Annotated in this window: 16 protein-coding genes and 1 pseudogene; 2 read left to right on the plus strand and 15 right to left on the minus strand. The window is 31.9% G+C overall.

All coding sequences use genetic code 11. The features are described 5' to 3' along the window. The first annotated feature begins 356 nt into the window (after positions 1–356). A complete protein-coding gene (locus VGE71_RS02615; protein ID WP_331136902.1) occupies positions 357–1,397 on the plus strand; it encodes a GntR family transcriptional regulator in 1,041 nt (346 codons plus the stop codon). Between the two features lie 258 nt (positions 1,398–1,655). On the opposite strand, the gene VGE71_RS02620 is transcribed toward VGE71_RS02615, so the two are convergent. The 11 genes from VGE71_RS02620 to VGE71_RS02670 all read right to left on the minus strand — a co-directional run bounded on the left by VGE71_RS02620 (position 1,656) and on the right by VGE71_RS02670 (position 14,939). Next, positions 1,656–1,832, minus strand: coding sequence for a histone H1 (locus VGE71_RS02620; protein ID WP_012026201.1), 177 nt, complete (start codon positions 1,830–1,832; stop codon positions 1,656–1,658). A 659-nt stretch (positions 1,833–2,491) separates the two neighbouring features. After that, positions 2,492–2,875 (minus strand): hypothetical protein, encoded by a 384-nt coding sequence (locus tag VGE71_RS02625; RefSeq protein ID WP_331136903.1) that lies wholly within the window; start codon positions 2,873–2,875, stop codon positions 2,492–2,494. A gap of 19 nt (positions 2,876–2,894) precedes the next feature. Further along, complete coding sequence (locus tag VGE71_RS02630) at positions 2,895–3,242, minus strand: hypothetical protein (protein WP_331136904.1); 348 nt, start codon at positions 3,240–3,242, stop codon at positions 2,895–2,897. A 455-nt stretch (positions 3,243–3,697) separates the two neighbouring features. Then, positions 3,698–4,441, minus strand: coding sequence for a rhamnogalacturonan acetylesterase (locus VGE71_RS02635; RefSeq protein ID WP_331136905.1), 744 nt, complete (start codon positions 4,439–4,441; stop codon positions 3,698–3,700). Between the two features lie 319 nt (positions 4,442–4,760). Further along, positions 4,761–6,116: a glycoside hydrolase family 28 protein gene (locus VGE71_RS02640; protein WP_331136906.1), complete on the minus strand. Its 1,356-nt coding sequence runs from the start codon at positions 6,114–6,116 to the stop codon at positions 4,761–4,763. A gap of 110 nt (positions 6,117–6,226) precedes the next feature. Beyond that, positions 6,227–8,227 (minus strand): pectate lyase, encoded by a 2,001-nt coding sequence (pelA, locus tag VGE71_RS02645; RefSeq protein ID WP_331136907.1) that lies wholly within the window; start codon positions 8,225–8,227, stop codon positions 6,227–6,229. A 7-nt stretch (positions 8,228–8,234) separates the two neighbouring features. Beyond that, the gene (locus VGE71_RS02650; protein WP_331136908.1) at positions 8,235–9,824 is read right to left on the minus strand and encodes a glycoside hydrolase 43 family protein; all 1,590 of its coding nucleotides are present in this window, start codon (positions 9,822–9,824) and stop codon (positions 8,235–8,237) included. A 95-nt stretch (positions 9,825–9,919) separates the two neighbouring features. Next, positions 9,920–11,143, minus strand: coding sequence for a glycoside hydrolase family 88 protein (locus tag VGE71_RS02655; RefSeq protein WP_331136909.1), 1,224 nt, complete (start codon positions 11,141–11,143; stop codon positions 9,920–9,922). Between the two features lie 22 nt (positions 11,144–11,165). After that, positions 11,166–12,389, minus strand: a complete 1,224-nt coding sequence (locus VGE71_RS02660; protein ID WP_331136910.1) for a glycoside hydrolase family 88 protein — start codon at positions 12,387–12,389, stop codon at positions 11,166–11,168. Between the two features lie 42 nt (positions 12,390–12,431). After that, positions 12,432–13,370, minus strand: a complete 939-nt coding sequence (locus tag VGE71_RS02665; protein WP_331136911.1) for an alpha/beta hydrolase — start codon at positions 13,368–13,370, stop codon at positions 12,432–12,434. 126 nt (positions 13,371–13,496) lie between these two features. Then, entirely contained in the window at positions 13,497–14,939 is a 1,443-nt protein-coding gene (locus VGE71_RS02670) for a glycoside hydrolase family 28 protein (protein ID WP_331136912.1), read from the minus strand. A gap of 289 nt (positions 14,940–15,228) precedes the next feature. Here VGE71_RS02670 and VGE71_RS02675 point away from each other — a divergent pair, with 289 nt between their 5' ends. Continuing rightward, a complete protein-coding gene (locus tag VGE71_RS02675) occupies positions 15,229–16,257 on the plus strand; it encodes a LacI family DNA-binding transcriptional regulator (protein ID WP_331136913.1) in 1,029 nt (342 codons plus the stop codon). Between the two features lie 220 nt (positions 16,258–16,477). Here VGE71_RS02675 and VGE71_RS02680 read toward each other — a convergent pair whose 3' ends face one another. The 4 genes and pseudogenes from VGE71_RS02680 to VGE71_RS02695 form a co-directional block, all read right to left on the minus strand. After that, positions 16,478–18,100, minus strand: coding sequence for an altronate dehydratase family protein (locus VGE71_RS02680; RefSeq protein WP_331136914.1), 1,623 nt, complete (start codon positions 18,098–18,100; stop codon positions 16,478–16,480). Between the two features lie 217 nt (positions 18,101–18,317). After that, entirely contained in the window at positions 18,318–19,763 is a 1,446-nt protein-coding gene (locus VGE71_RS02685; protein ID WP_331136915.1) for a tagaturonate reductase, read from the minus strand. 220 nt (positions 19,764–19,983) lie between these two features. Then, positions 19,984–20,652: a bifunctional 4-hydroxy-2-oxoglutarate aldolase/2-dehydro-3-deoxy-phosphogluconate aldolase gene (locus VGE71_RS02690; RefSeq protein ID WP_144219442.1), complete on the minus strand. Its 669-nt coding sequence runs from the start codon at positions 20,650–20,652 to the stop codon at positions 19,984–19,986. A 12-nt stretch (positions 20,653–20,664) separates the two neighbouring features. Next, positions 20,665–20,844: pseudogene (locus tag VGE71_RS02695) on the minus strand (sugar kinase); the annotation flags it as partial.

Below are 20,844 nucleotides of genomic sequence, written 5' to 3' on the forward strand. Positions count from 1 at the left end.
AGTAATTTGGTTTTGTAAAATAAAAAAATGTCAAAAACAAAACTGTCCTGTACTATCCTTTATGCTTTTTATACTTTTTTGTTAAAAGAAAGTGATATTTAGAAATAACAGCCTCTAATTATTGTATAAATAAATTTAAAATGGCTATTTTAGCAATCGATTTCGTAATTATAAAATCCGTATTAAGGACAAAATTGATAGATTATAAAAAAAATAGTACAAATTTATTTTAATTCTCTTTTGTTCGAAGCAAAACGATTAAACCATTAGTTATTTTACTTTATTAAGATTTTTAAAGAAAGTTAGAATTAAAAATGGGTTTCATTGAAATATGAAACAAATTTCCAGACATAATCATGATTAAACTTATTAAAATAGACGAAGATTCACGAGTACCAAAATACAAGCAGATTGTTGACTCTATTCTTCAAAACATTGCCAACGGAAATTTAAAAATCAACCAAAAAATTCCTTCAATCAATAGTTTTAGCGAAGAGTTTTATATGTCTCGCGATACTGTAGAAAAGGCCTATAACATTTTAAAAGAAAGAAAAATTATTTCTTCTATTAGAGGAAAGGGCTATTATATAACAAGAACAAAATTGGAGTCTAAAGTAAACATTTTGTTTCTGACCAATAAACTAAGTTCTTATAAGATGAAAACTTATAGTTCTTTCATTAATACTCTTGGAGCAAATGCACATGTAGATCTACAAATTTACCACTGTGACGAAACATTGTTTTTAAACATCTTAGACAAATTTGAAGGCGCATATGATTATTATGTAATCACAACACATTTTAAAACAGACGAATTAAAACATTTAAGTTTTACAGATGAAGTTGTAAATGCTATTAAAAATATTCCACAGGAAAAATTGGTGATTTTAGACAACATCAAATTAGGAACCGGAGATGACGTTATTAAGATTTATCAAGATTTTGAAAATGACATTTACAGTGCCTTAAAAGAAGGTCTTTCTAAAATAACGAAATACAAACGTTTAATTTTGGTTTATCCCGACAAAGCTGTTTATCCTTACCCGAGAAGAATTTTACACGGATTTAGAAAGTTTTGTGTTGAACATGAAATCAATTTTGAGATTCTAAGTGAAGTTTACGATGATATGATTCTTAAAAAAGGGGATTTGTTTATTACTATTGAAGAATCGGATTTGGTCAATCTAGTAAAACAAATTCGCGATGAAGAATATGTATTAGGAAAAGAGATTGGAGTAATTTCATATAATGATACGCCACTAAAAGAATTATTAGGTATTACAGTCATATCTACTGACTTTAATATCATGGGAGAAACGGCTGCCCGAATGATTCTCAATAAAGAAAAAGGGAATTTTAAAGTACCTTTTAATTTTATTGACAGAAATTCTATTTAAAAGGAACTAAGGTTCTGAGATTCTAAGTTTCTAAGTTGTTTTTTCTTTGTGGTAAAAGAAATAACACAAAGGTCATTACGATCTTAAAAATCTTTTTTATTGCATCTAATTGATTATAGAGAAAAAATCGTTTTGTAAACTTTTAAATTCTCACAAAAAACATAATAAAAATCTTTGCGTGCTTTGTATAAAACCACCAGCAAAATGCATAAAAAAACCTCGCTTTATCAGCGAGGTTTTTACTTTCTCTAAAGAAAATTATTTTTTTGATTCTTCGATAGAAACTTTTCTGAACTCTTTCAAAAGTTTTTCGATTTCTAAAGTAGCTTTACGTGCTCTTGGACCTGCAGCTTTAATTCCTTTTTCAGTTAAAGATTCAGCTTCTGCTTTAAATGTTTCAATTTCGGCGTTGATTTTTACTAATAAATCTTTCATGCTTATATATTGTTAAATTAAGCCACAAAAATAAAAGTTTGTGTGATAGTTACAACAAATTTGCTGTTAAATTTAATGCAGTTTTTCATTCATTTTCTTTACAATAAATTGACTTGTTAATTTCTCCTCACACCAATAAACACAACACATTCACTTTCAAACACTTATTAAAGACATATTCTTAAACCAGTCATTCTAATACCTTGTACAAAGTATTTCAAAGAAAACAAAATTTTCTCCAATCTTGTCTGAAAGCACTTTAATTTACCTATTTTTAAATCTAAAAAATACCTTCAAAGGAAAGAATTTTATTAAAAAATGCCTTTTTTATACAGACAATCTTAAAAAATCCTTCCTTATAGCGCCTTAATTCATTCTAGTTTTTAAAGATTTACTGCGCCAAATTCGTTATACAATTGGTATAAAGGGGAATCATTAAAACCTATCTCAACATTCAATTCCTAGTATGCCATCGACAGTATCTAATATCTTATTGTTCCAACTCGCAAGTTTAGCTAAATTAAGAATCTAATTAATTAATGATTTTTTTAAAGCTTCACCATATTTTAGAAAAAAGAATGCAGGATAAGAATTGCTTCTTATCCTGCAAATGAAGTAGCGTATATTATTCAAATAAATACACTAAAAAATAAAATAAATCACAACAAGTAATACATAGCCTTATAATAATCTGGAAACTGCATGATGCTTGACTTTTGCAAAGCAATTTTCTCATTTTTAGCATCAAATTTCTTTTTAAAAAAGGCTTTAATTTCCATAAAAATTTCACGATTTGTTTTACACTCATCAACTAATATCAAGCTGTTTATTATTTCTAAAAATGATAAACTAGTATAAAACTGTCTATCAAATAAACAAACTAAAACATTTGTATTTCTATTCTCCTGCAAAAAAGCAAGAAGTTCATTCTTTTCGTAAACAACATAAACAATCCGATCATATTTTTTAATCTTGTCTTCACTGTCATCAAAAAAAGATTTTTCAAAAAAATCAAAGTCTGCTTTTAACCTTCTTTTAAACATTTTTAGAAAAATACCTTTATTATCTAGCTCCAGGCGCTCCATCACCTCCTGTAATTCCTGAATTGCTTCCTCCTTCTCCAGAAACAGCTATTCTGTTCCATCTATTGTTATACCAATAGTAGTAACCTGGTGTGATATCTGTTGCAATTGCAGTATTAAAAACCAACAAACTTTCAACATTACCTGGTTTAATAGTTGTAGCATCGGTACTACTTGTTAAAGGAACTCGGGGAATCAAAAGTCCCTTAGTACTTGAAGTAATATCCAATTGTGCAGAAGAATTTGGCTCTACTATCCCCACACCCACTTGCGAGTAAGCAGAGTAAGATCCTAAAGCGACAAATAATGGGAGTAATCTATTTTTCATGACCTTTCAATTATTATACGTTTTAATTTTTTCGTTTATTATAAGAGAATGATTATTCGTAAGATTTTTTACAGTGTAGAAAAAAATCTCACAAGATTCCCTACAACAGACTCATAATCAAAAACTTATTTTCAGAGTGCAAATTTCCCCTCAAATACCCTTTATTTTTACCTGTAAAAGTTTTTAAACTTATAGATTAAGACAAATCTTATAAAAACAAGATTTAAATTGAAGGAGAAAATATACTTTTAATTCATAAAAAAGACTTTATTACAAGTATATATGGCGCTTACTAGACAAAGAAAAAAAAGCGTAACACCTCTATTTTACAGTAACTAACAGAGGTTTGCATCAAAAGAAAACTTATGATAACAGTATAATATTTTTCAAAAAAAAAGGAGAGAATATATATTCTCTCCTTTTTTCTTATTATTAAAATAATAAATCTATATTTTTTACTTAATACCCTTTTTTAGACCATTCAATAAAGGATCATTAGTTTCTTTAATCTGATCAATCACAATTTGTGCAATTTTGGTAGCTCCTAATAAAGATAGGTGCGTATCATCAGCTTTGTCTTTATCATAATAAGCATTTTCACCTGCCTTAAAATGTAAATGAAGTAATTTTGATTGTTCTGGGCCATAGGACTGTTCTAACAATTCTGTGTAATACTCTAAGTCAATAAAAGGCACTTTGTATTCTTGTGCTACTAAACGAGTTTCTAAAGGATAATCTCCGTGAGTCGGAACCAATACTCCTTTTTCATTAAAGTTACGTCTGGAAATAGAGGTCAATAAAATTGGTATTGCGCCTTTTTCTCTAGTTTCTTTTACAAATCGAATTAGATTATAACGGTAAGCTGTATGTGGATTGGTATAACGGCTTGGATCTTCTATTTTTTCATCATTATGTCCAAACTCTATAAAAACGAAATCTCCCTTTTTTAATTTGTTATAAATCGAGTCCCAACGTTTTTCATTGATAAAGCTTCTAGTACTTCTTCCATTCTGTGCTTTGTTAACTACTGCTATATTATCTTTAAAAAAAGATTGTAATACTTGTGCCCATCCATGCTCAGGATTTTTATCGGGATCTTTTTTGTTGGCCATTGTAGAATCGCCAATGCAGTACAATGTTGTTTTTTGTGCAAAGCCTAATGAGGTAATTAGTAGTGTTAAGAGAATGTACTTTTTCATTTTTTTTGTAGTTTATATTTTTTTTTATCACACTTATTTTGCTGATTTACTCTGCTCCATTTTAAAAATCTGATGTATCTGCTTTGGTCTTTTTATCCTGATAGCTATCGGGAGCATGAAAAATTTACTCTCGTAGATTTAGCAGATTATTTAGATTTTAATTTGCATACTTTATGTTTTTTTTTACCGCAAAGTGCGAAATTCCGATAGCTATCGGGAACACAGAGGTCGCTAAGCTATGTGGATTTTCTTTGTGTTAGGCGCACTGCAATCCGTCTCTACGAAAGATCTTTGTCCCTTTGTCCCTTTGTCCCTTTGCCTACGGTTTCGAAACTGCTGTAGGTACACTTGCTTTTTGTCCTATAAAAATGTCTGTCATTAAAACATTTTGGGCGTTTTCATTTGATAATGCATTTTTAGCCGATTTGATCTCAATATTCTTTAAAGAGATATTCTTAATTTTTTTGTCTGGAAATCCCTGAATGACAATTCCTGATTCTAAAGCTTTATTACAGAAAATATCTGAAAAATATACATTGGATATATCCGATTGATATCCTTTTCCTTCTCCATGATAATTAGCAGTGATATACAAACAATCTTCTACTTCGTCTAATTTCAGATTTCTAACGAATACATTTTTTATATAACCTCCACGATCTGCATTGGTTTTTAAATAAATCCCTCGTTTTAAAAATCCCCATGTTTTACAGTTTTCTACAAAGACATTTTGCACTCCAGCTGACATTTCACTACCTATTACAACTCCATGAAGTCCTTTGAAATTACAATTTCTAATCACTATGTTTTGGCTTGGTGTTCCCGTATTGTTTCTTCCCTCATGATCACGTCCTGCTTTAATAGCAACATTATCATCTCCATTGTCAAAAGTTACATTTTCAATTAAAACATCTTTTACATATTCAGGATCTATTCCGTCGTTATTATGATTTAAAGATTTATAGCTTATACCTCTAATCGTTATACTTTCTGATTTTAAAAGATGCAGACACCAAAATGGCGAGTTTTCTATTCGGATGTTTTCAACCAAAATGTTTTTGCAGTTTAAGAACTGAATCATTTGAGGTCTTAAGAAATAGCCCTCACCAAATTTTCTTTCTGAAACGGGAGTACTGTTATGATTCATTTCGCGGCTACGTTCTTTACCTGCTCCTTCTTTTGCTTTAAAGCTTTTCCAGATCTTTCCTCCTTCTCCATCAATTGTTCCTTCACCTGATATTGCAATGTTGCTGCAATTATTAGCATAAATTAACGGACTATAGTTATACAACATTGTTCCTTCCCAACTGGTTAAAACCATTGGGAGATAGTCTTTCGGATTATCGCTAAACTTAATTTTAGCACCTTTTTCTATTTTAAGGTTTACATTGCTAACAAAATGAATTGGTCCGTTGATTTTATAAATTCCTTTTGGAACTATAATTGTTCCTCCATTATTCTTTTTACATAAAGCCATTGCCTTGTCAAAAATCTTTTTGTTATCAGTAACTGAATCTCCTTTTGCTCCTAATTTCAATACATTAATTTGATAAGAAGGTATAACAGGAATCTGAATTCGCTTTACAATTGAATCGACTTTAGCTGAAGGAAAATCGATATTCTGTGCAAACGAAGTCCATGAAAGGAGTATTATGAAGAGGTATTTGAAATTCATTTTTTTAATTTTTTATTCTGAGTGTTTCGTCACAGTCGTGGTGTTCAGTCTCAGTCGCAGTCTCAGTTTACAGTTAGACTGAGACTGAACACTGCGACTGAAAACTGTGACTAAAAAGAATACCACTTTACAATCTTGTCTTTAAGAATGTTTTCTATTGAATATTGGGTAGCTTCTTTTTTTGAAAGCTGATGTGACCATTTTACTCTTTTTGAGGGTTGAAATCCTTCTCCTGTGCAATTGTATTCGGCATAAAAAGCATTTTTTTCCGCTTCAGGTTTTGACCAATTTTCCCAACCTTGCGGTTTTATTTGTTTTCCCATTTCACACTCAATAAAAACCGTTTTGGCATAAATACGCCACGGTCTTCCTAAATAAACGTCTTTTGCTTCAGGATTTGCAGTTAATTTACAGTTTTTAAATACAAAACCAAAAGCTGTTCCTACAGGTGTTGAAGCCGCTGTGATATAGGAACTTTTGATACTATGAATGATACAGTTTTCAAATAAGGCCGTAGCACCTCCAAAAATAAAATCTGTTGTTCCTTCAATATAACAATCTTTAAAATATTGTTTAGTATCTCTACCAGACAAATACAAAGTATCCTGATTTCCTAAAAGATTACAATTTGAAATTTTAGCACGATTTGCAACCACTGATAATGCTATTGCTTGTCCTCGTTCTCCTGAAGTATTTTTAATCGTTAAATTAGACGCTGTAAAATCATCTCCTTCAACCAAAAGTGTAGGTGTATAAAAAGTACTGTTTCTTCCTAATGCTATTTTAGAGAAGTTATCATCAAATGCAATAATGGTGTTTTCTTTGCTTTCTCCTTTTAGGATTACATTGTTATTCCATTCTGGAATTCGAACTTTTTCATTGTAAATTCCATTTTTCACGTAAATTGTAACCTTTTCATAAGGAAATGCTGGACAAGCATACACGGCATCCTGAATTTTGGTAAAATCTCCAGAACCATCCTGGGCAACAGTAATTAACGTAACATTCTTCTTTTCTGAAGAAGAAACTTTTGTACCATTTTTAACTGCCCAATCAGGAAATCGTTTTAAAACTTCTGTTGGAGCTCCTGTATACCATGAATAACCATTGCGTCTTTCTGCTCCAATTTGATCAATCGATTTCTTTTTTATTCCGTCACGATCACAAAAGAAAGGTTCACTTGTTTCTAAATCCATAAATCTCGCCCAGATCGGACCAACATTTACAGCTGGAACCATTTTTTTATCTATAATTTTTCCAGCATCATTTAAAACTCTTTTCTCTTCTAAATTGGTAATTTTCGTTTTTTCAAACCATTCAACAGCACTTTTAACTGCAGTCACTATTTCCCTTGAAGGTTTGTCAACAGACATTAAAAGCAAAACAATTTTTGTGGATTCATACCCGCTTAATGATGCTAATTCAAAAGCCCTTGCGTTAGCCGGAGCTAGAGTAACTTCATCATGTTGAGCACACCAAGCTGTTAAAACTCCGTTTTGTTTATATTGTGTTTTTAAGATACAATCGATTCCTTTATCGAAAGCTTTTTTACATTTTTCTACAATTTCATTTGAAGATTTTATGCTGTAATAATCCGTTTGATCTGCAACAGCTTTTATCACATTCATAATGTTAATCATCGAATCATCATTATAAGTAATATGGGTGTAATACCCTTTTTTTAAGGGATAAAACTGAGGCCAACCTCCATTTGAATATTGTGCTTCTAATAGGTAATTTAAGCCTTTTAAAAAAGATTCCTTGTAACGTTCATCTTTTACCTGAGCATACATTTTGGACATAAAAAGCATTTCCTGGCAAGTTGCTCCATTATCTGTGGTAGTTTCAACAGCTGTTTTTTTAATAGCAATCAAATCTTTTTGTTGTTTTTCTGACAGTTCCTGTTGCATCTGGATATTTTTTGGCCAGCCTCCAATATCTCTTTGATAAAGCAAAACATTCTCTGCTATTCTCTTAGCTTCAGCCGAAGCAAACCAAGCCGCATCGCTTTTACGAATAATTTCAGACCAGTTTTTATAGGTACTTTGAGATTTTACTACAAAACTGCAAAGGCAAAATAATAGTATTACTTGTTTTTTAAACTGCTTCATTTCTTTCTTATTTTGTTACTCTAAACCAATCTACGGCAACATTACCAGAATCATTTTTAATTTCTTCCCCTAAAGCAAAAAGGCCTACTTTAGCACCAATCCATTTTCCTTCTTTGGAAGTAAAATCATTTCCTATTGCCTGATAATTTTTATCATCTAAACTATAAAAGAAACTACAGATTCCTCCTTTATTAATTTTAACCCTTAGATAAATCGTACTGTTTTCTATTAAAATTGGTTTTGTTTCTGTTTCCGAAACTTTCTTGTCAAAAGTTCCTGTTTTCTGATTTAGATAAAATTTACCGTTGTCATTTTTAAAACACAGATAACTATAATCTAATCCCATTATAATTAACCCCGTAGATTCTCCACTAATTCTTGAATTGAAAGTTAATTTTGTTGTTGCAGTGAATTCCTCAGCAGGAAATTTCTGCAACAATAAATTGGGAGCATTAAAGATATTTTTGGTAGTTGTATTACAATATAAACTCAGATAACCTAAACTGGTTGGAAATCCAAAGTTAATTTGTTTGTTGGCCTGCCATTGCCATTGCAGTCCTAATTTGGGTTCATTAAACTCATCTGAAGTTTCTGGAACTTCTATTGGATATTTTTTTCCAACGTTTGGCTTTTTAAAAGTAGTAACTGGTTCGCCAACTCCGTTATTATCAAAATCCTGCCCCATAACAGGCCAGTCGTTCACCCATTTCATTGGTTGCAAATGAACGATTCGTCCATAAGCTCCTTTATCTTGAAAATGAAAAAACCAATCTTCGCCTGTCTGTGTTGTAACCCAAGCTCCCTGATGCGGACCATTTATCGTCGTAGAACCTTGTTCTAAAACTTTTTTCTTTTCATAGGGTCCGAAAACATTTTTGGATCTTAAAATAGTCTGCCAGCCAGTTGGTACACCACCAGAAGGAGCAAAAATATAATAGTACCCATTTCGTTTGTAAAATTTAGGTCCTTCAATTGTTTCTTCTCCTTCATGTCCGTCAATCACCATTACTTCATCATTATTTACAATTGTTCCTTCCGGATTCATTGTACAAACCACTAATAAACTTTTGATTTGAGCTCTACTTCCAGCAAAAGCATGAGTTAAGTATGCTTTACCATCCGTATCCCAAAGCGGACTAGGGTCGATCAATCCTTTTCCTTCTTTGACCAAAAGCGGTTCAGACCAAGGCCCTTCTGCTCTTTTGGCTTTAATCATATAAATTCCGAAATCAGGATCAGGATAATAAATATAAAATTCATTTTTATGATACGTAATACTTGGCGCCCAAACGCCATTTCCATGCTGTACTTTATCGTAAGTTACAAATGGAGGCTGTTTCACCAAAGCATGCCCAATAATTTTCCAGTTTACCAAATCTTTAGAATGCAAAATAGGCAATCCCGGAATGCAGTTAAAAGAAGAAGCTGTCATATAATAATCATCGCCTACGCGAACAACATCTGGATCTGAATAATCAGCATGGAGAATCGGATTGGTATAGGTTCCGTCACCATTATCGGGAATCCAGACTTGTGCATTATTTTTCTGCAAGCAAAAAATGGCCAGCAGAAAAAAGATGATTTTTATATTTTTCATTTTTGAAACTAGTTATTTTAGTAAACCCGACAGGTTTTAAAAATCTGTCGGGTTTATATGGGTATGGATATTGACTAAAATTCTAAATAGAACAATTATCTATTTAATTCTAAAGCTGCCAAAATAAAAGGACCTGTTGCTTTAGGATCGTTATCTTTTTTTCTTTCGTTTACGTAATATTCGTAAGATCCGTCACGGTATGGAGTTCCTCCTAAACCTGCAACCTGGCAGCAATTTGTCAATGTAATACCACCATCTTCATCAACTTTTTTGATTAAAACTGTAGTTAATCCATCAAAAGCTTTGTTGGCAGCTTTCTTAAATTTAGCTGGTAAATAACCTTTGTTAGCTCCTTTTGCAAAAGCATAAGAAAACATAGCCGAACCAGAAGCTTCTAAATAATTATCTTTTTCACCTCCTTTATCTGTAACCTGATACCATAATCCAGATTTATCCTGAAATTTAAGCAATGCCTCCGAAGCATTATTTAAATACTTAATCAATTCTTTTCTCTTTGGATGATCTTTTGGCATATAATCTAAAACATCAACCAAAGCCATAACATACCAGCCTAAAGATCTTGACCAAAAGTTTGGCGAGTTACCCGTTTCTTTATTAGCCCAAGGCATTTGTTTGCTTTCATCCCATCCGTGATACAATAATCCTGTTTTTGGGTCTGTAGCTTTCAACTGAATCACCTCAAATTGTTTTGCGATATCGTCAAAACTTTTACCATTTTCAAATTTAGCTGTGTACTCCGCATAAAATGGTTCTCCCATATACAAACCATCCAACCACATTTGATTTGGATAGATTTGTTTGTGCCAGAATCCACCACTTTCAGTTCTTGGTTGCACCGTAAGCTGTTTACGAATTAATTGTAATGCTTTCAAATACTTCTCTTCTTTTGAATAGGCATAAACATCAAAAAGAAGACGTCCAGGCAATACCAAATCGATATTATATTTCTCAAGCTCATAGGTTTTAATACTTCCATCGGCTTCTACCAATTCATCAACATAACCTCTTACATAAGCTTTATATCTTGGATCTGGATTCTTTTTGTACAATTCTTCTATTGAATGCAAAACCAAAGCGTGAACATAATCCCATTTCGGTTTTTTAGCATCATCTAGCATGTAAGATTCTGGATGACGTTTCATTAAGGTCAAAGCCATTTTATCTGACCATTTAGCGTTTTTACCAATTACAATATCTTTCTTTGCTGGTTCTTGAGAGGTTACTTTACAACTTGTAATGGTCATAACGCAGATCATCAAAACTGACATCAAATAACTTTTCTTTGTACTATTTTTCATTTCAAAATATATTTAAATTCTATTATTTTTCTAATTCTATTGCTGCTAATAAAAATGCGCCAATTCCTATTGCACCATTATCTTTTGTTTTTGCAGTAAGATAATATTCGTTTGTTCCATCACGGAAAGGTTTTCCTCCTAAACCCACATTCGAAGAAACATTCAAAACAGTTACTTCTCCTTTTTTATCTACTTTCACAAATTCTTTTACAAAACTCTCAAAAGATTTTTTGGCTGTTGATTTATAATTTCCAGATAAATACCCTTTGTTAGCTCCTTTTACAAAAGCATAAATAATCATTCCAGAAGCAGATGGTTCTACATAATTTCCAAACTTTTCAGGTTTGTCTGCCACTTGATACCATAAACCTGACTCACTTTTATACTGATTCACGCTTTTTGAAATCTGATTCAAATACTCTACCAAAACTTTGTGCTTAGGATGTGATTTCGGAAAATAATCCAACGTTTCTACCAAAGCCACCATGTACCATCCTATGCCTCTTCCCCAAATTGTTGGAGAAGTTCCAGTTTGTTTATTTGCCCAAGCAATTTCTTTGCTTTCATCCCAAGCCTGATAAACTAAACCTGTTTTTTTATCTACAATATGATTATGAACCAATTCAAACTGTTTTGCAATATCATCTAAACTCTTTCCTTTTTCATATTTAACTGTAAACTGCGTATAAAAAGGTTCTGCCATGTACAAACCATCAATCCACATTTGATTCGGATAAATCTGCTTATGCCAAAATCCGCCACTTGTCGTTCTGGGCTGTGTTTCAAGCTGATTTCTTAATTTTCCAATAAGCTGAAAATAGCGCGAATCTTTTGTTATATTATATAAATTAAAAAGCAGTTTTCCAGGATTCAAATAATCAATATTGTATTCTTTCAGGTCATACTTTTTAATATTTCCAGTACTGTCAATCATTTCATCAACATAATCTTTGATGTACTCAAAATACTTTTTATTGTTTGTTTTTTGATATAATTTTTCAAAACCAGACAATACAAATCCCATTTTATAATCCCACTTCGGTTTATCATTTCCATCAAGCTGCCAAGCTTTTGGATACTTTTTTAAAACCGAAAGCGCTGTCCGTTCTGACCATTTTAAATCATATGGAATCACTGAATTTTCAGAATCAACCTGGTTTTGTGCATTTACTTTATTTCCAAATATTAGTAATAAAACCAAAATAACTTTTAGAGAATTTAATTTTGCAGAAAGAGATTTATTCATAAGATTTATCTTTTTGTTTTGCACTTTTAATTTTACTCTAATTTATTTAAAAATTTTATCCAAAAATCTTGTTGTATATAAAATTGTTTCACTAAACCAAGGTTCATAAAACCAAAATGAATGAGGAGAATCTGCAATAGTCTGCACTTCATTGTAGATCTTATTCTCATTCAAAATTTTAATCATATCATCTCTACCAGCATGAAATCTTGGAATACTACTACATATATACAGTACTGGCGGTGTATTTTTGTCGGTATGACTTAAAGCTGAAGCAACTTTCCAGTTTTCTGGAATTTCATTCGATTTTCCGCCCAACCAAAAAGCAGCCATATCTCCTTCTGATGATTCTGGATGTTTGAAAGCCAGAACACCATCAACATCAATTATTGCATTTACTTTTGATGAAGATTTACTTTTAAAAGATGCATCTTCGAAAATTGGATTATTATTGGTAGTTCCAATTAATGCCGCCATCTGTCCGCCTGAAGAACAGCCTAAAACAGCAATTTTATCCGGATCTATATTAAATTTTGATGCATTGTCTTTAATAAACTTAATCGCATTTTTTACATCTATAACACCTGTAGGATATTTTGCTTCTAATGACAATCTGTATTCAATTGCAAAAGTCGAAAAGCCTTTTGCAGCTATTTCTTTTCCTATAGACTGCATCTGGTTTTTATTGCCCGATCTCCACCCCCCTCCATGAATCATAATGACCGCTGGATTCTTTTTCTTTTTTGTATAAACAAAAGCATCAAAATGTAAAACCCGATTTTGATCTTTGTTGTAAACCAAATCGAAGCTTTCTTTTACATCAGTATTTGGCTTTAATTCTGGAATTGTAATGAAGGGATGTTTCTTAACTAATTTTGTAAAAGTGCTCTTAATCGTATACGATGTATCAACCTGATATTGCTGGCTCTGTACCGCAATAACACAAAAAAACATTAATAAGAATAAGCCTGTTTTACGCATCTTAGATTTTAATTTTCAGTTAAGAAAGGAGTTCGACGTCGTCAAACTCCTTTTTAACTCCTTCAAAAAACAATAGTCTCAAAAATTTTCAAATTACTAATTACCAATATCTGAAGACAATTATTATCATTTAATAGATTCTACTTTTTTGTTGTTTACGTAGGTTTCTATAAAGTTTATATTTTTTACATTTTTTAGTAAATAAAGTGAATCTACTTTCTGAATTTTGACATTTTTCAGTGTAATATTTTCAACTGGAGATTCTTTGTATCCTTCTGCCCAAACACTATATTTACCTCCATTTTTTACATTTACATTTTCCAGACTCACATTTCTGATTGTCGGAATAAAATTTCCTGTCTGTGAACCATAAACATTGTAAAACATATTTAATTTCAAAACACATTCTTTAACTGTTCCCACTTCAAGATTTCGAACAAAAATATCTTCAATTATACCTCCTCTTTTTGAATTGGTTTTGATTCTGATTGCTCTATCTAGATTTGGACTATCCATTACACAATTTTCTACAAAAACATTGTTGACACCTGCAGAAATTTCGCTTCCTATTACTACTCCACCATGACCATCAATCATTTTGCAGTTTTGTACAATGATATTTTTACTTGGGATTGCCACTCTTCTTCCGTCTCCATCTCGTCCTGCTTTAATTGCAATACAATCATCTCCCGTATTAAAAGTGCAATTTCTAATAACAATATTTTGAGAATATTCAGGATCACAGCCGTCATTATTCGGTCCATGACTGTTAACTGTTACTCCTTCAATAATCATATTATTGGTTTTGATAGGGTGCAGAATCCAAAAAGGAGAATTTATAATGGTAACATCTTTTATCAATGCTGTGTTACATTCAAAAAACTCAATAAAATTTGGTCTTAAATAACGTCCTTCACCAAAAACTCTTTCTGAAACTGGAGTTCCTTTTTCAGCCATTTCTACTAAAACTTCACGGTTCGTAGGATCATTTTGAGACGGAACACCTTTTTTCCAACCATAATTTTTACCTCCAGACCAAATCCACCAATTGGTACTGTCCGCCTGACCATTTAAAGTACCTTTTCCGGTAACGGCTATGTTCGTTTTATTCTTTGCATAAATGAGCGGTGAATAATTCATCACTTCAGTTCCTTCCCAAGAAGTATGTACCATTGGATAATCTTTAGGATTTAAACTAAAAAGAATTTCCGCATGATCTGCTAAATGCAGGTTTACATTACTTTCTAAATGTATTGCTCCTGTAAGATATTTTCCATTTGGAACCAAAACCTGACCGCCTCCATTTGCAGCACATTCTTTTATTGCTTTTGCAAATGCAACCGTATTCAATGTTTTACCGTCTGCAACAGCTCCAAAATCGTTTATATTATAAATTTTATCTGAAAAATGTGTTTGAGGAATACTCTTCAAAACCAAATCCATTTTTTTCCAAGGGTTAGTCGAGTCTAACGAGGATGATGAAATCTTTTTTGCACATGATATAGCCAATATACCAGATAAGGTTAAAAATAAAATTCTACCGAATTTGATGTTCTTGTTTGTAATCATTTGTGTAATAATTTCTTGTTTATTACCGAAAACGTTTGAAAATTATGTAATCGATTACACGAAAGTAGAAAAATTGTTCTAAGAGACCAAATTAATTTAGAAAAAAATTATATATTTAATTTTTATTATAAAATTTAATTACATTTAACGCAAAAATTTAGATAAATTATTATCATTATAAAGCCTAAAACGTTTGATTTTTTGAATAGGGTAATCGATAACAATTTATATTATATAATGAAAAAAAATGTACTTTTGTCTAATAAATAATTCGATAAACTTTTTTTGAATGAGTGAAAAAGTAACTATTTACGATATTGCTGAAAAACTAAACATCACTGCTGCAACGGTTTCCAGAGCTTTAAACAATAATCCTAAAATTAAGGAAGCTACACGCGAACTGGTTATTAAAACTGCCGCAGCAATGAACTACAAGCAAAACAAATTGGCACTAGCTTTGAAAAGCGGTCGAAGTAATAATATCGGAGTTATTGTACCGCGTATTGACAGTAATTTTTTTGCTTCTGTAATTCGAGGAATCGAAGAAGAACTTTATCCTCACGGTTATCAGGTAATTATATGTCAAACGCATGAAAGCATTAAGAGAGAAAATGAAAACCTACATACACTTGTTGATGCACAAGTCGATGGAATCATGATGTCTGTTACGGGAATCTCCAATGAAAACGATAGTGCTTTTAGAAATGTATTAGAAAAAAATGTACCTCTAATATTCTTTGATAGAAGCAAACACATAGATGGTGTAAGTTCTGTTACTATTAATGACTTTAAAGGCGGCTATTTAGCCACAAAACATCTAATTGACGAAGGATGCAGGAATATTGCTCATTTTTCTGGAGACCAATCATTAGATATCTTTAAAAATAGGTTTTTAGGTTATAAACAAGCATTATTAGACAACGGAATAGAATTTAAAGAAGAATATGTCATCTATACCAAAAGTGCTGTTGAAGCAGGAAAAGAAGCAATAGACAAGTTTCTACAATTAGACACACCTCCCGACGCTCTTTTCTCATCAAGCGATTTTGCTGCGTTAGGCGCAATTCAGGAGCTGAAAGAACGAAATATTGATATTCCAAATGAATTTTGTGTTGCAGGTTTCAGTAATGAGCCTTTTACTAAATTTATGGAATTATCAATAACATCTGTTGATCAGTCACCATTGGAAATGGGAAGAATGTCTGCTCGCGTTTTCTTAGAACAAGTTGATAAAACCGACACCATTAAAATCGAAAAAAAGGTTGTTCTTGCACCAGAATTACATATTCGTAAGTCTTCTAAAAAAACTAACTTCTAGAAATAATTTTAAACCATATAAGTAATATAAGCTCATTTAACCGTGAGCTTTTTTTTGCTGTAAACACAAAATGTGCCGCTCCAATGGAGCTTTAATCTTGAAATCTAATATTTTATTTTGCTTATATGGCTTTCTTTTTCTTAAGTAAAGATTAGACAAAAAAAAGCCCATTTAAAAGAATGTTTAAATGGGCTTCTATAACTAACTTATGATTTAAAAATTATAGAGATACTCCTCTTTTCCAAGGAATAAAGTCATTTTGATTTAATATCGCTGCTTTAGTTTTTACCGTACCACTAGCAATATCGATAATAGTTTCAAGCATTTCATCTGCCATTTCTTCGATAGATTTTTCACCTTTGATAATTCCACCAGTGTCAATATCGATAATGTCAGACATTTTTGCTGCCAATTCTGAGTTAGAAGATATTTTTACAACTGGCGCAATCGGATTTCCTGTAGGAGTTCCTAAACCTGTTGTAAACAATACCATATTCGCTCCTGAACCAACCATTGCAGTTGTACATTCCACGTCATTTCCTGGCGTACATAGTAATGTTAATCCTGGTTCGTTGATATACTCACCGTAATCATAAACACCAGCAATTGGAGATGTACCTCCTTTTTTAGCAGCTCCCGCAGATTTCATAGCATCAGTAATCAAACCGTCTTTGATGTTTCCAGGAGACGGATTCATATCAAATCCTGAACCTGCATCAACAACTGTTTTTTCATACCATTTCATCAAATCTAAGAAACGTTTTCCGTCTTCGTCATCAACACAACGGTTTACTAATTCTTGCTCTACACCACATAATTCTGGGAACTCAGAAAGAATAGTTGTCCCTCCTAATGCTGCCAACTTATCAGACAATACTCCTAATGTTGGGTTTGCAGAAATTCCAGAGAATCCATCAGATCCACCACATTCTAAACCAATTCTAAGTTTAGATAATGGAGCTGGTTCTCTCTTAATTTCGTTTGCTTTTTTAATTGCCTCGAAAGTGTCTTTTACAACACTGCTCAACATCGTTTCAATTGTTCCGATAGATTGTTGATCGTAAATTAAAACCGGCTTTTTACTGTTTGGATTGATCGCATCTAAAGCATCCTTAAAAATTGAAATCTGAAGATTTTGACATCCTAAACTCAATACAGTTGCTCCAGCTACGTTTGGATTATTTACATAACCAGCCAACAATTTAGCTAAACTGTGAGAATCCTGACGAATTCCACCACAACCTCCTTGGTGCGTAATGAATTTAACTTCAATATTATTGAACAAATTAGCATCGTTTGAAGCTTCTTGATTTCCTGCTCCACCAGTTTCTGATTTCACCAAAGAACGTAACAATAACTGATAATCGTTCTCTTTCGGTTTCATCAATTCTTTTTCGAAAATATCTTTTAAGATTTCGATGTTTCTGTTTTCACAAAAAACCAATGGAAAAAACAACCAAACGTTTTCTGTTCCAACCTGTCCATCTTCTCTATGATAGCCCTGCCACGTTCTGTCTTTCCATTTGTCTACATTTGGAGCATCCCAGCCAATAGTTTCAGTTTTACCTGTAACTTTATCACTCTCGTGTTTTACATTTTCAGTAGAAAGCAATCCTCCTTTTTCGATTCTTGCGCTTGCTTTACCAACTAAAACACCATACATAATGATTCTGTCTCCTACATTAAAAGGAACCATTGCAATCTTATGTTTCATTTTCACATCAGACTCAACAGCAATTGATTGTCCTTCAAAATCAATCACTTCGCCAGCTGACAGATTCACTAAAGCCACCGCTACATTATCAGTAGGATGAACTTTTATTAATTTTTTCTGCGTTGCCATAATTAACCTTTGTTCTTTGTTCTTTTTGTTTTTCTTTTATTTTAAAGAGTTGAATAAAATTTTACTTTCTCAATTTTACGCAACATCCTAGATTTAAATCTGTACAAATCTGCTTTAATCTGTGTAAATCTGCGTGAAAAAAGCATTTCACGCAGATTTTAAAAGATTTTAGCCGATCAAATTAGATTCTAATTAAAATCTAATTGTTCAACCTTTTTTATTTTAATCTTTCTTGAAACTTAGCAAAACCAGCTTCAATTCCGTTTGAATCAATTTCTTCTAAAGCAATTGTAATCGCTCTAGTCAATCCTGGAATCTCAGTTAAATCCTCATCCCAGAATGATTTGTTTTGTAATGTTAAACGAGCAATTTTCTCGTAGTCGTCGGATTTCCAAAGTCCGTTGAAGAATGTTGTAATATCTTCACCATCTTTAACCGGTAAACTTTGACCATTCCAATTTCCTTTGTAGAAACGAATTAAACTCGCAAACGAAAAAGTCAAATTAACAGGTAGTTTTTTATTAACCTTAATATATCCTAATAAACTAGGCAAAACTCTTACTTTGAATTTCGATACAGAATTTAATGCAATATCAGCAAGTGCGTGTTTGATAAATGGATTTTTAAATCTGTCCATTACTTCCTCACAATAGGCAGTAATTTCATTTTTATCCATATCAAGAGTTTCACTAATTTCACCGATAACACTATTTACAAATTTTCCAGTAAAATCTCCGTTAACAGTTTCCATTACTAACTTATTACCATGCAAAAGTGAAAAAGGAACCATTGCCGTATGAGCACCGTTCAAAATACGAACTTTAATCATTTTAAAAGGACGTATATCATCAACGATTTTTACATTCAAATCTGTTTTGTGAAAAGGTAATTTTGCTTTTAAATCATCTCCACCTTCAATAGCCCAAAGGAAAAAAGGTTCAGCCGCAACAATTAAATTGTCCTGGTAATCTAATTTATTATTGTACTCTTCAATTTCCGCTCTTGGATATCCAGGAACAATTCTGTCAACCAAAGTACTGTGATACGTACAAGCATCTGATACCCAAGTTTTAAACGCATCTTCTAATTTCCACAAATCAACATATTGTAAAATATATTTTTTAAGTGTCTCAGAGTTATAATCAATTAATTCACAAGGAATTATTGTAACTCCTTTAGAAGCATCTCCATTAAAATGTTTAAATCTTTCATACAATAAAACCGTTAATTTTGCAGGAAATGACACTGGTGGCTGCATATCTGGAGTATCACTTTCAATAAATGCAATTCCAGCTTCTGTAGTATTAGAAACAATAAACTGAAGTTCTTCTTCTTTAGCTAAAGCCAAATAATTTGTAAATTCAGTATATGGGTTTACCGTTTTTACAATATTATCAATTAACTCAATATCTTGTATCTTTTCACCTTTTTTAATTCCGTTCATAAACAAGGTATAAAGACCGTCCTGATCATTAATCATATTTACCATACCATCTTTCAAAGGCTGAACTATTGCAATACCGGCATTAAAATCAACTTCTTTGTTTAGTCTGTAAAAAGCATAATCAACAAAGGCTCTTAAAAAGTTACCTTCTCCAAACTGAACCACCTTAATTGGCTGTAACTTTTCTAATCCTGTATTTATTCTATTTAATTTTTTCATTTTAAATTTTCTTTAATGCGTTATAAATAACCATTTATAAACCTTATTTCTTCATTCCTGCCTTTTAAATTGTAAATGAAACATTACACCCGATTGAGTAAAACAAAGTCCGCTGTGAGGAATGGCAGACTAAATTTTTCAAGCATAATGTTCAATTACAATCTCTAAAAATCTAAAAAAAACTTATAAAATAAGGAGTTTGGCATGATTACCCCTTAATTTATTTTCTTATATCTTTTATAATATCAAGAACTTGTTTCACTTTTGAAGTAAGTCCGTCGAAATCTTTATTGTCTAATATATCTTTTGAGATTAATTGCGAACCTAAACCAACACATGTTGCTCCAGCATTCAGCCATGAACTCAAACTTTCTACCGTTGGATAAACACCTCCTGTAGGCATAATATTTGTCCAAGGGCAAGGACCTTTTATCGCTTTAATAAATTCTGGACCGTAAGTATCAGCTGGGAATAATTTTACAATTTCACAACCTAATTCTTCTGCTCTTGCAATTTCGCTTAAAGTACCACAACCAGGTGACCATAATACTTTTCTACGATTACATGCTATAGCTATATCTTCTCTAAAAACAGGTGTTACAATAAAATTTGCACCTAAACTCATGTACAATGAAGCCGAAGCTGCATCTGTAATAGAACCCACTCCTAGAATCATTCCTGGAAGTTCTGCTAAAGCATATTTATTTAAAGCTCCAAAAACTTCATGTGCAAAATCACCTCTGCTTGTAAATTCCATTAATCTGGAACCTCCATCATAACATGCTTTTAAAACTTTTTTACTTAGCTCAATATCAGAATGAAAAAATAAAGGAACCATTCCATTATCTTTCATTGTCTGAGCTACTTCAATTCTTGAATATTTTGCCATTTTTATTTAAAATTACCTTGATACTAATGCAGAACCATCACCATCAATCATATTTTCAACTTCTTTTAATGAAACCAAGTTGTAATCTCCAGCAATAGTATGTTTTAAACAACAAGCAGCTACTGCAAAATCCAGTGCTCTCTGATTATTGTTTTGATATTCTAATAAACCATAAATTAATCCTCCCATAAA

The organism is Flavobacterium sp. (assembly GCF_036405015.1).
In the GTDB taxonomy this organism is placed as follows: domain Bacteria; phylum Bacteroidota; class Bacteroidia; order Flavobacteriales; family Flavobacteriaceae; genus Flavobacterium.

Coding starts and splice junctions, on each gene's coding strand:
- VGE71_RS02615 (WP_331136902.1), top strand. CDS start 357: ATGATTAAACTTATTAAAATAGACGAAGATTCACGAGTACCAAAATAC.
- VGE71_RS02620 (WP_012026201.1), bottom strand. CDS start 1,832: ATGAAAGATTTATTAGTAAAAATCAACGCCGAAATTGAAACATTTAAA.
- VGE71_RS02625 (WP_331136903.1), bottom strand. CDS start 2,875: ATGTTTAAAAGAAGGTTAAAAGCAGACTTTGATTTTTTTGAAAAATCT.
- VGE71_RS02630 (WP_331136904.1), bottom strand. CDS start 3,242: ATGAAAAATAGATTACTCCCATTATTTGTCGCTTTAGGATCTTACTCT.
- VGE71_RS02635 (WP_331136905.1), bottom strand. CDS start 4,441: ATGAAAAAGTACATTCTCTTAACACTACTAATTACCTCATTAGGCTTT.
- VGE71_RS02640 (WP_331136906.1), bottom strand. CDS start 6,116: ATGAATTTCAAATACCTCTTCATAATACTCCTTTCATGGACTTCGTTT.
- pelA (WP_331136907.1), bottom strand. CDS start 8,227: ATGAAGCAGTTTAAAAAACAAGTAATACTATTATTTTGCCTTTGCAGT.
- VGE71_RS02650 (WP_331136908.1), bottom strand. CDS start 9,824: ATGAAAAATATAAAAATCATCTTTTTTCTGCTGGCCATTTTTTGCTTG.
- VGE71_RS02655 (WP_331136909.1), bottom strand. CDS start 11,143: ATGAAAAATAGTACAAAGAAAAGTTATTTGATGTCAGTTTTGATGATC.
- VGE71_RS02660 (WP_331136910.1), bottom strand. CDS start 12,389: ATGAATAAATCTCTTTCTGCAAAATTAAATTCTCTAAAAGTTATTTTG.
- VGE71_RS02665 (WP_331136911.1), bottom strand. CDS start 13,370: ATGCGTAAAACAGGCTTATTCTTATTAATGTTTTTTTGTGTTATTGCG.
- VGE71_RS02670 (WP_331136912.1), bottom strand. CDS start 14,939: ATGATTACAAACAAGAACATCAAATTCGGTAGAATTTTATTTTTAACC.
- VGE71_RS02675 (WP_331136913.1), top strand. CDS start 15,229: ATGAGTGAAAAAGTAACTATTTACGATATTGCTGAAAAACTAAACATC.
- VGE71_RS02680 (WP_331136914.1), bottom strand. CDS start 18,100: ATGGCAACGCAGAAAAAATTAATAAAAGTTCATCCTACTGATAATGTA.
- VGE71_RS02685 (WP_331136915.1), bottom strand. CDS start 19,763: ATGAAAAAATTAAATAGAATAAATACAGGATTAGAAAAGTTACAGCCA.
- VGE71_RS02690 (WP_144219442.1), bottom strand. CDS start 20,652: ATGGCAAAATATTCAAGAATTGAAGTAGCTCAGACAATGAAAGATAAT.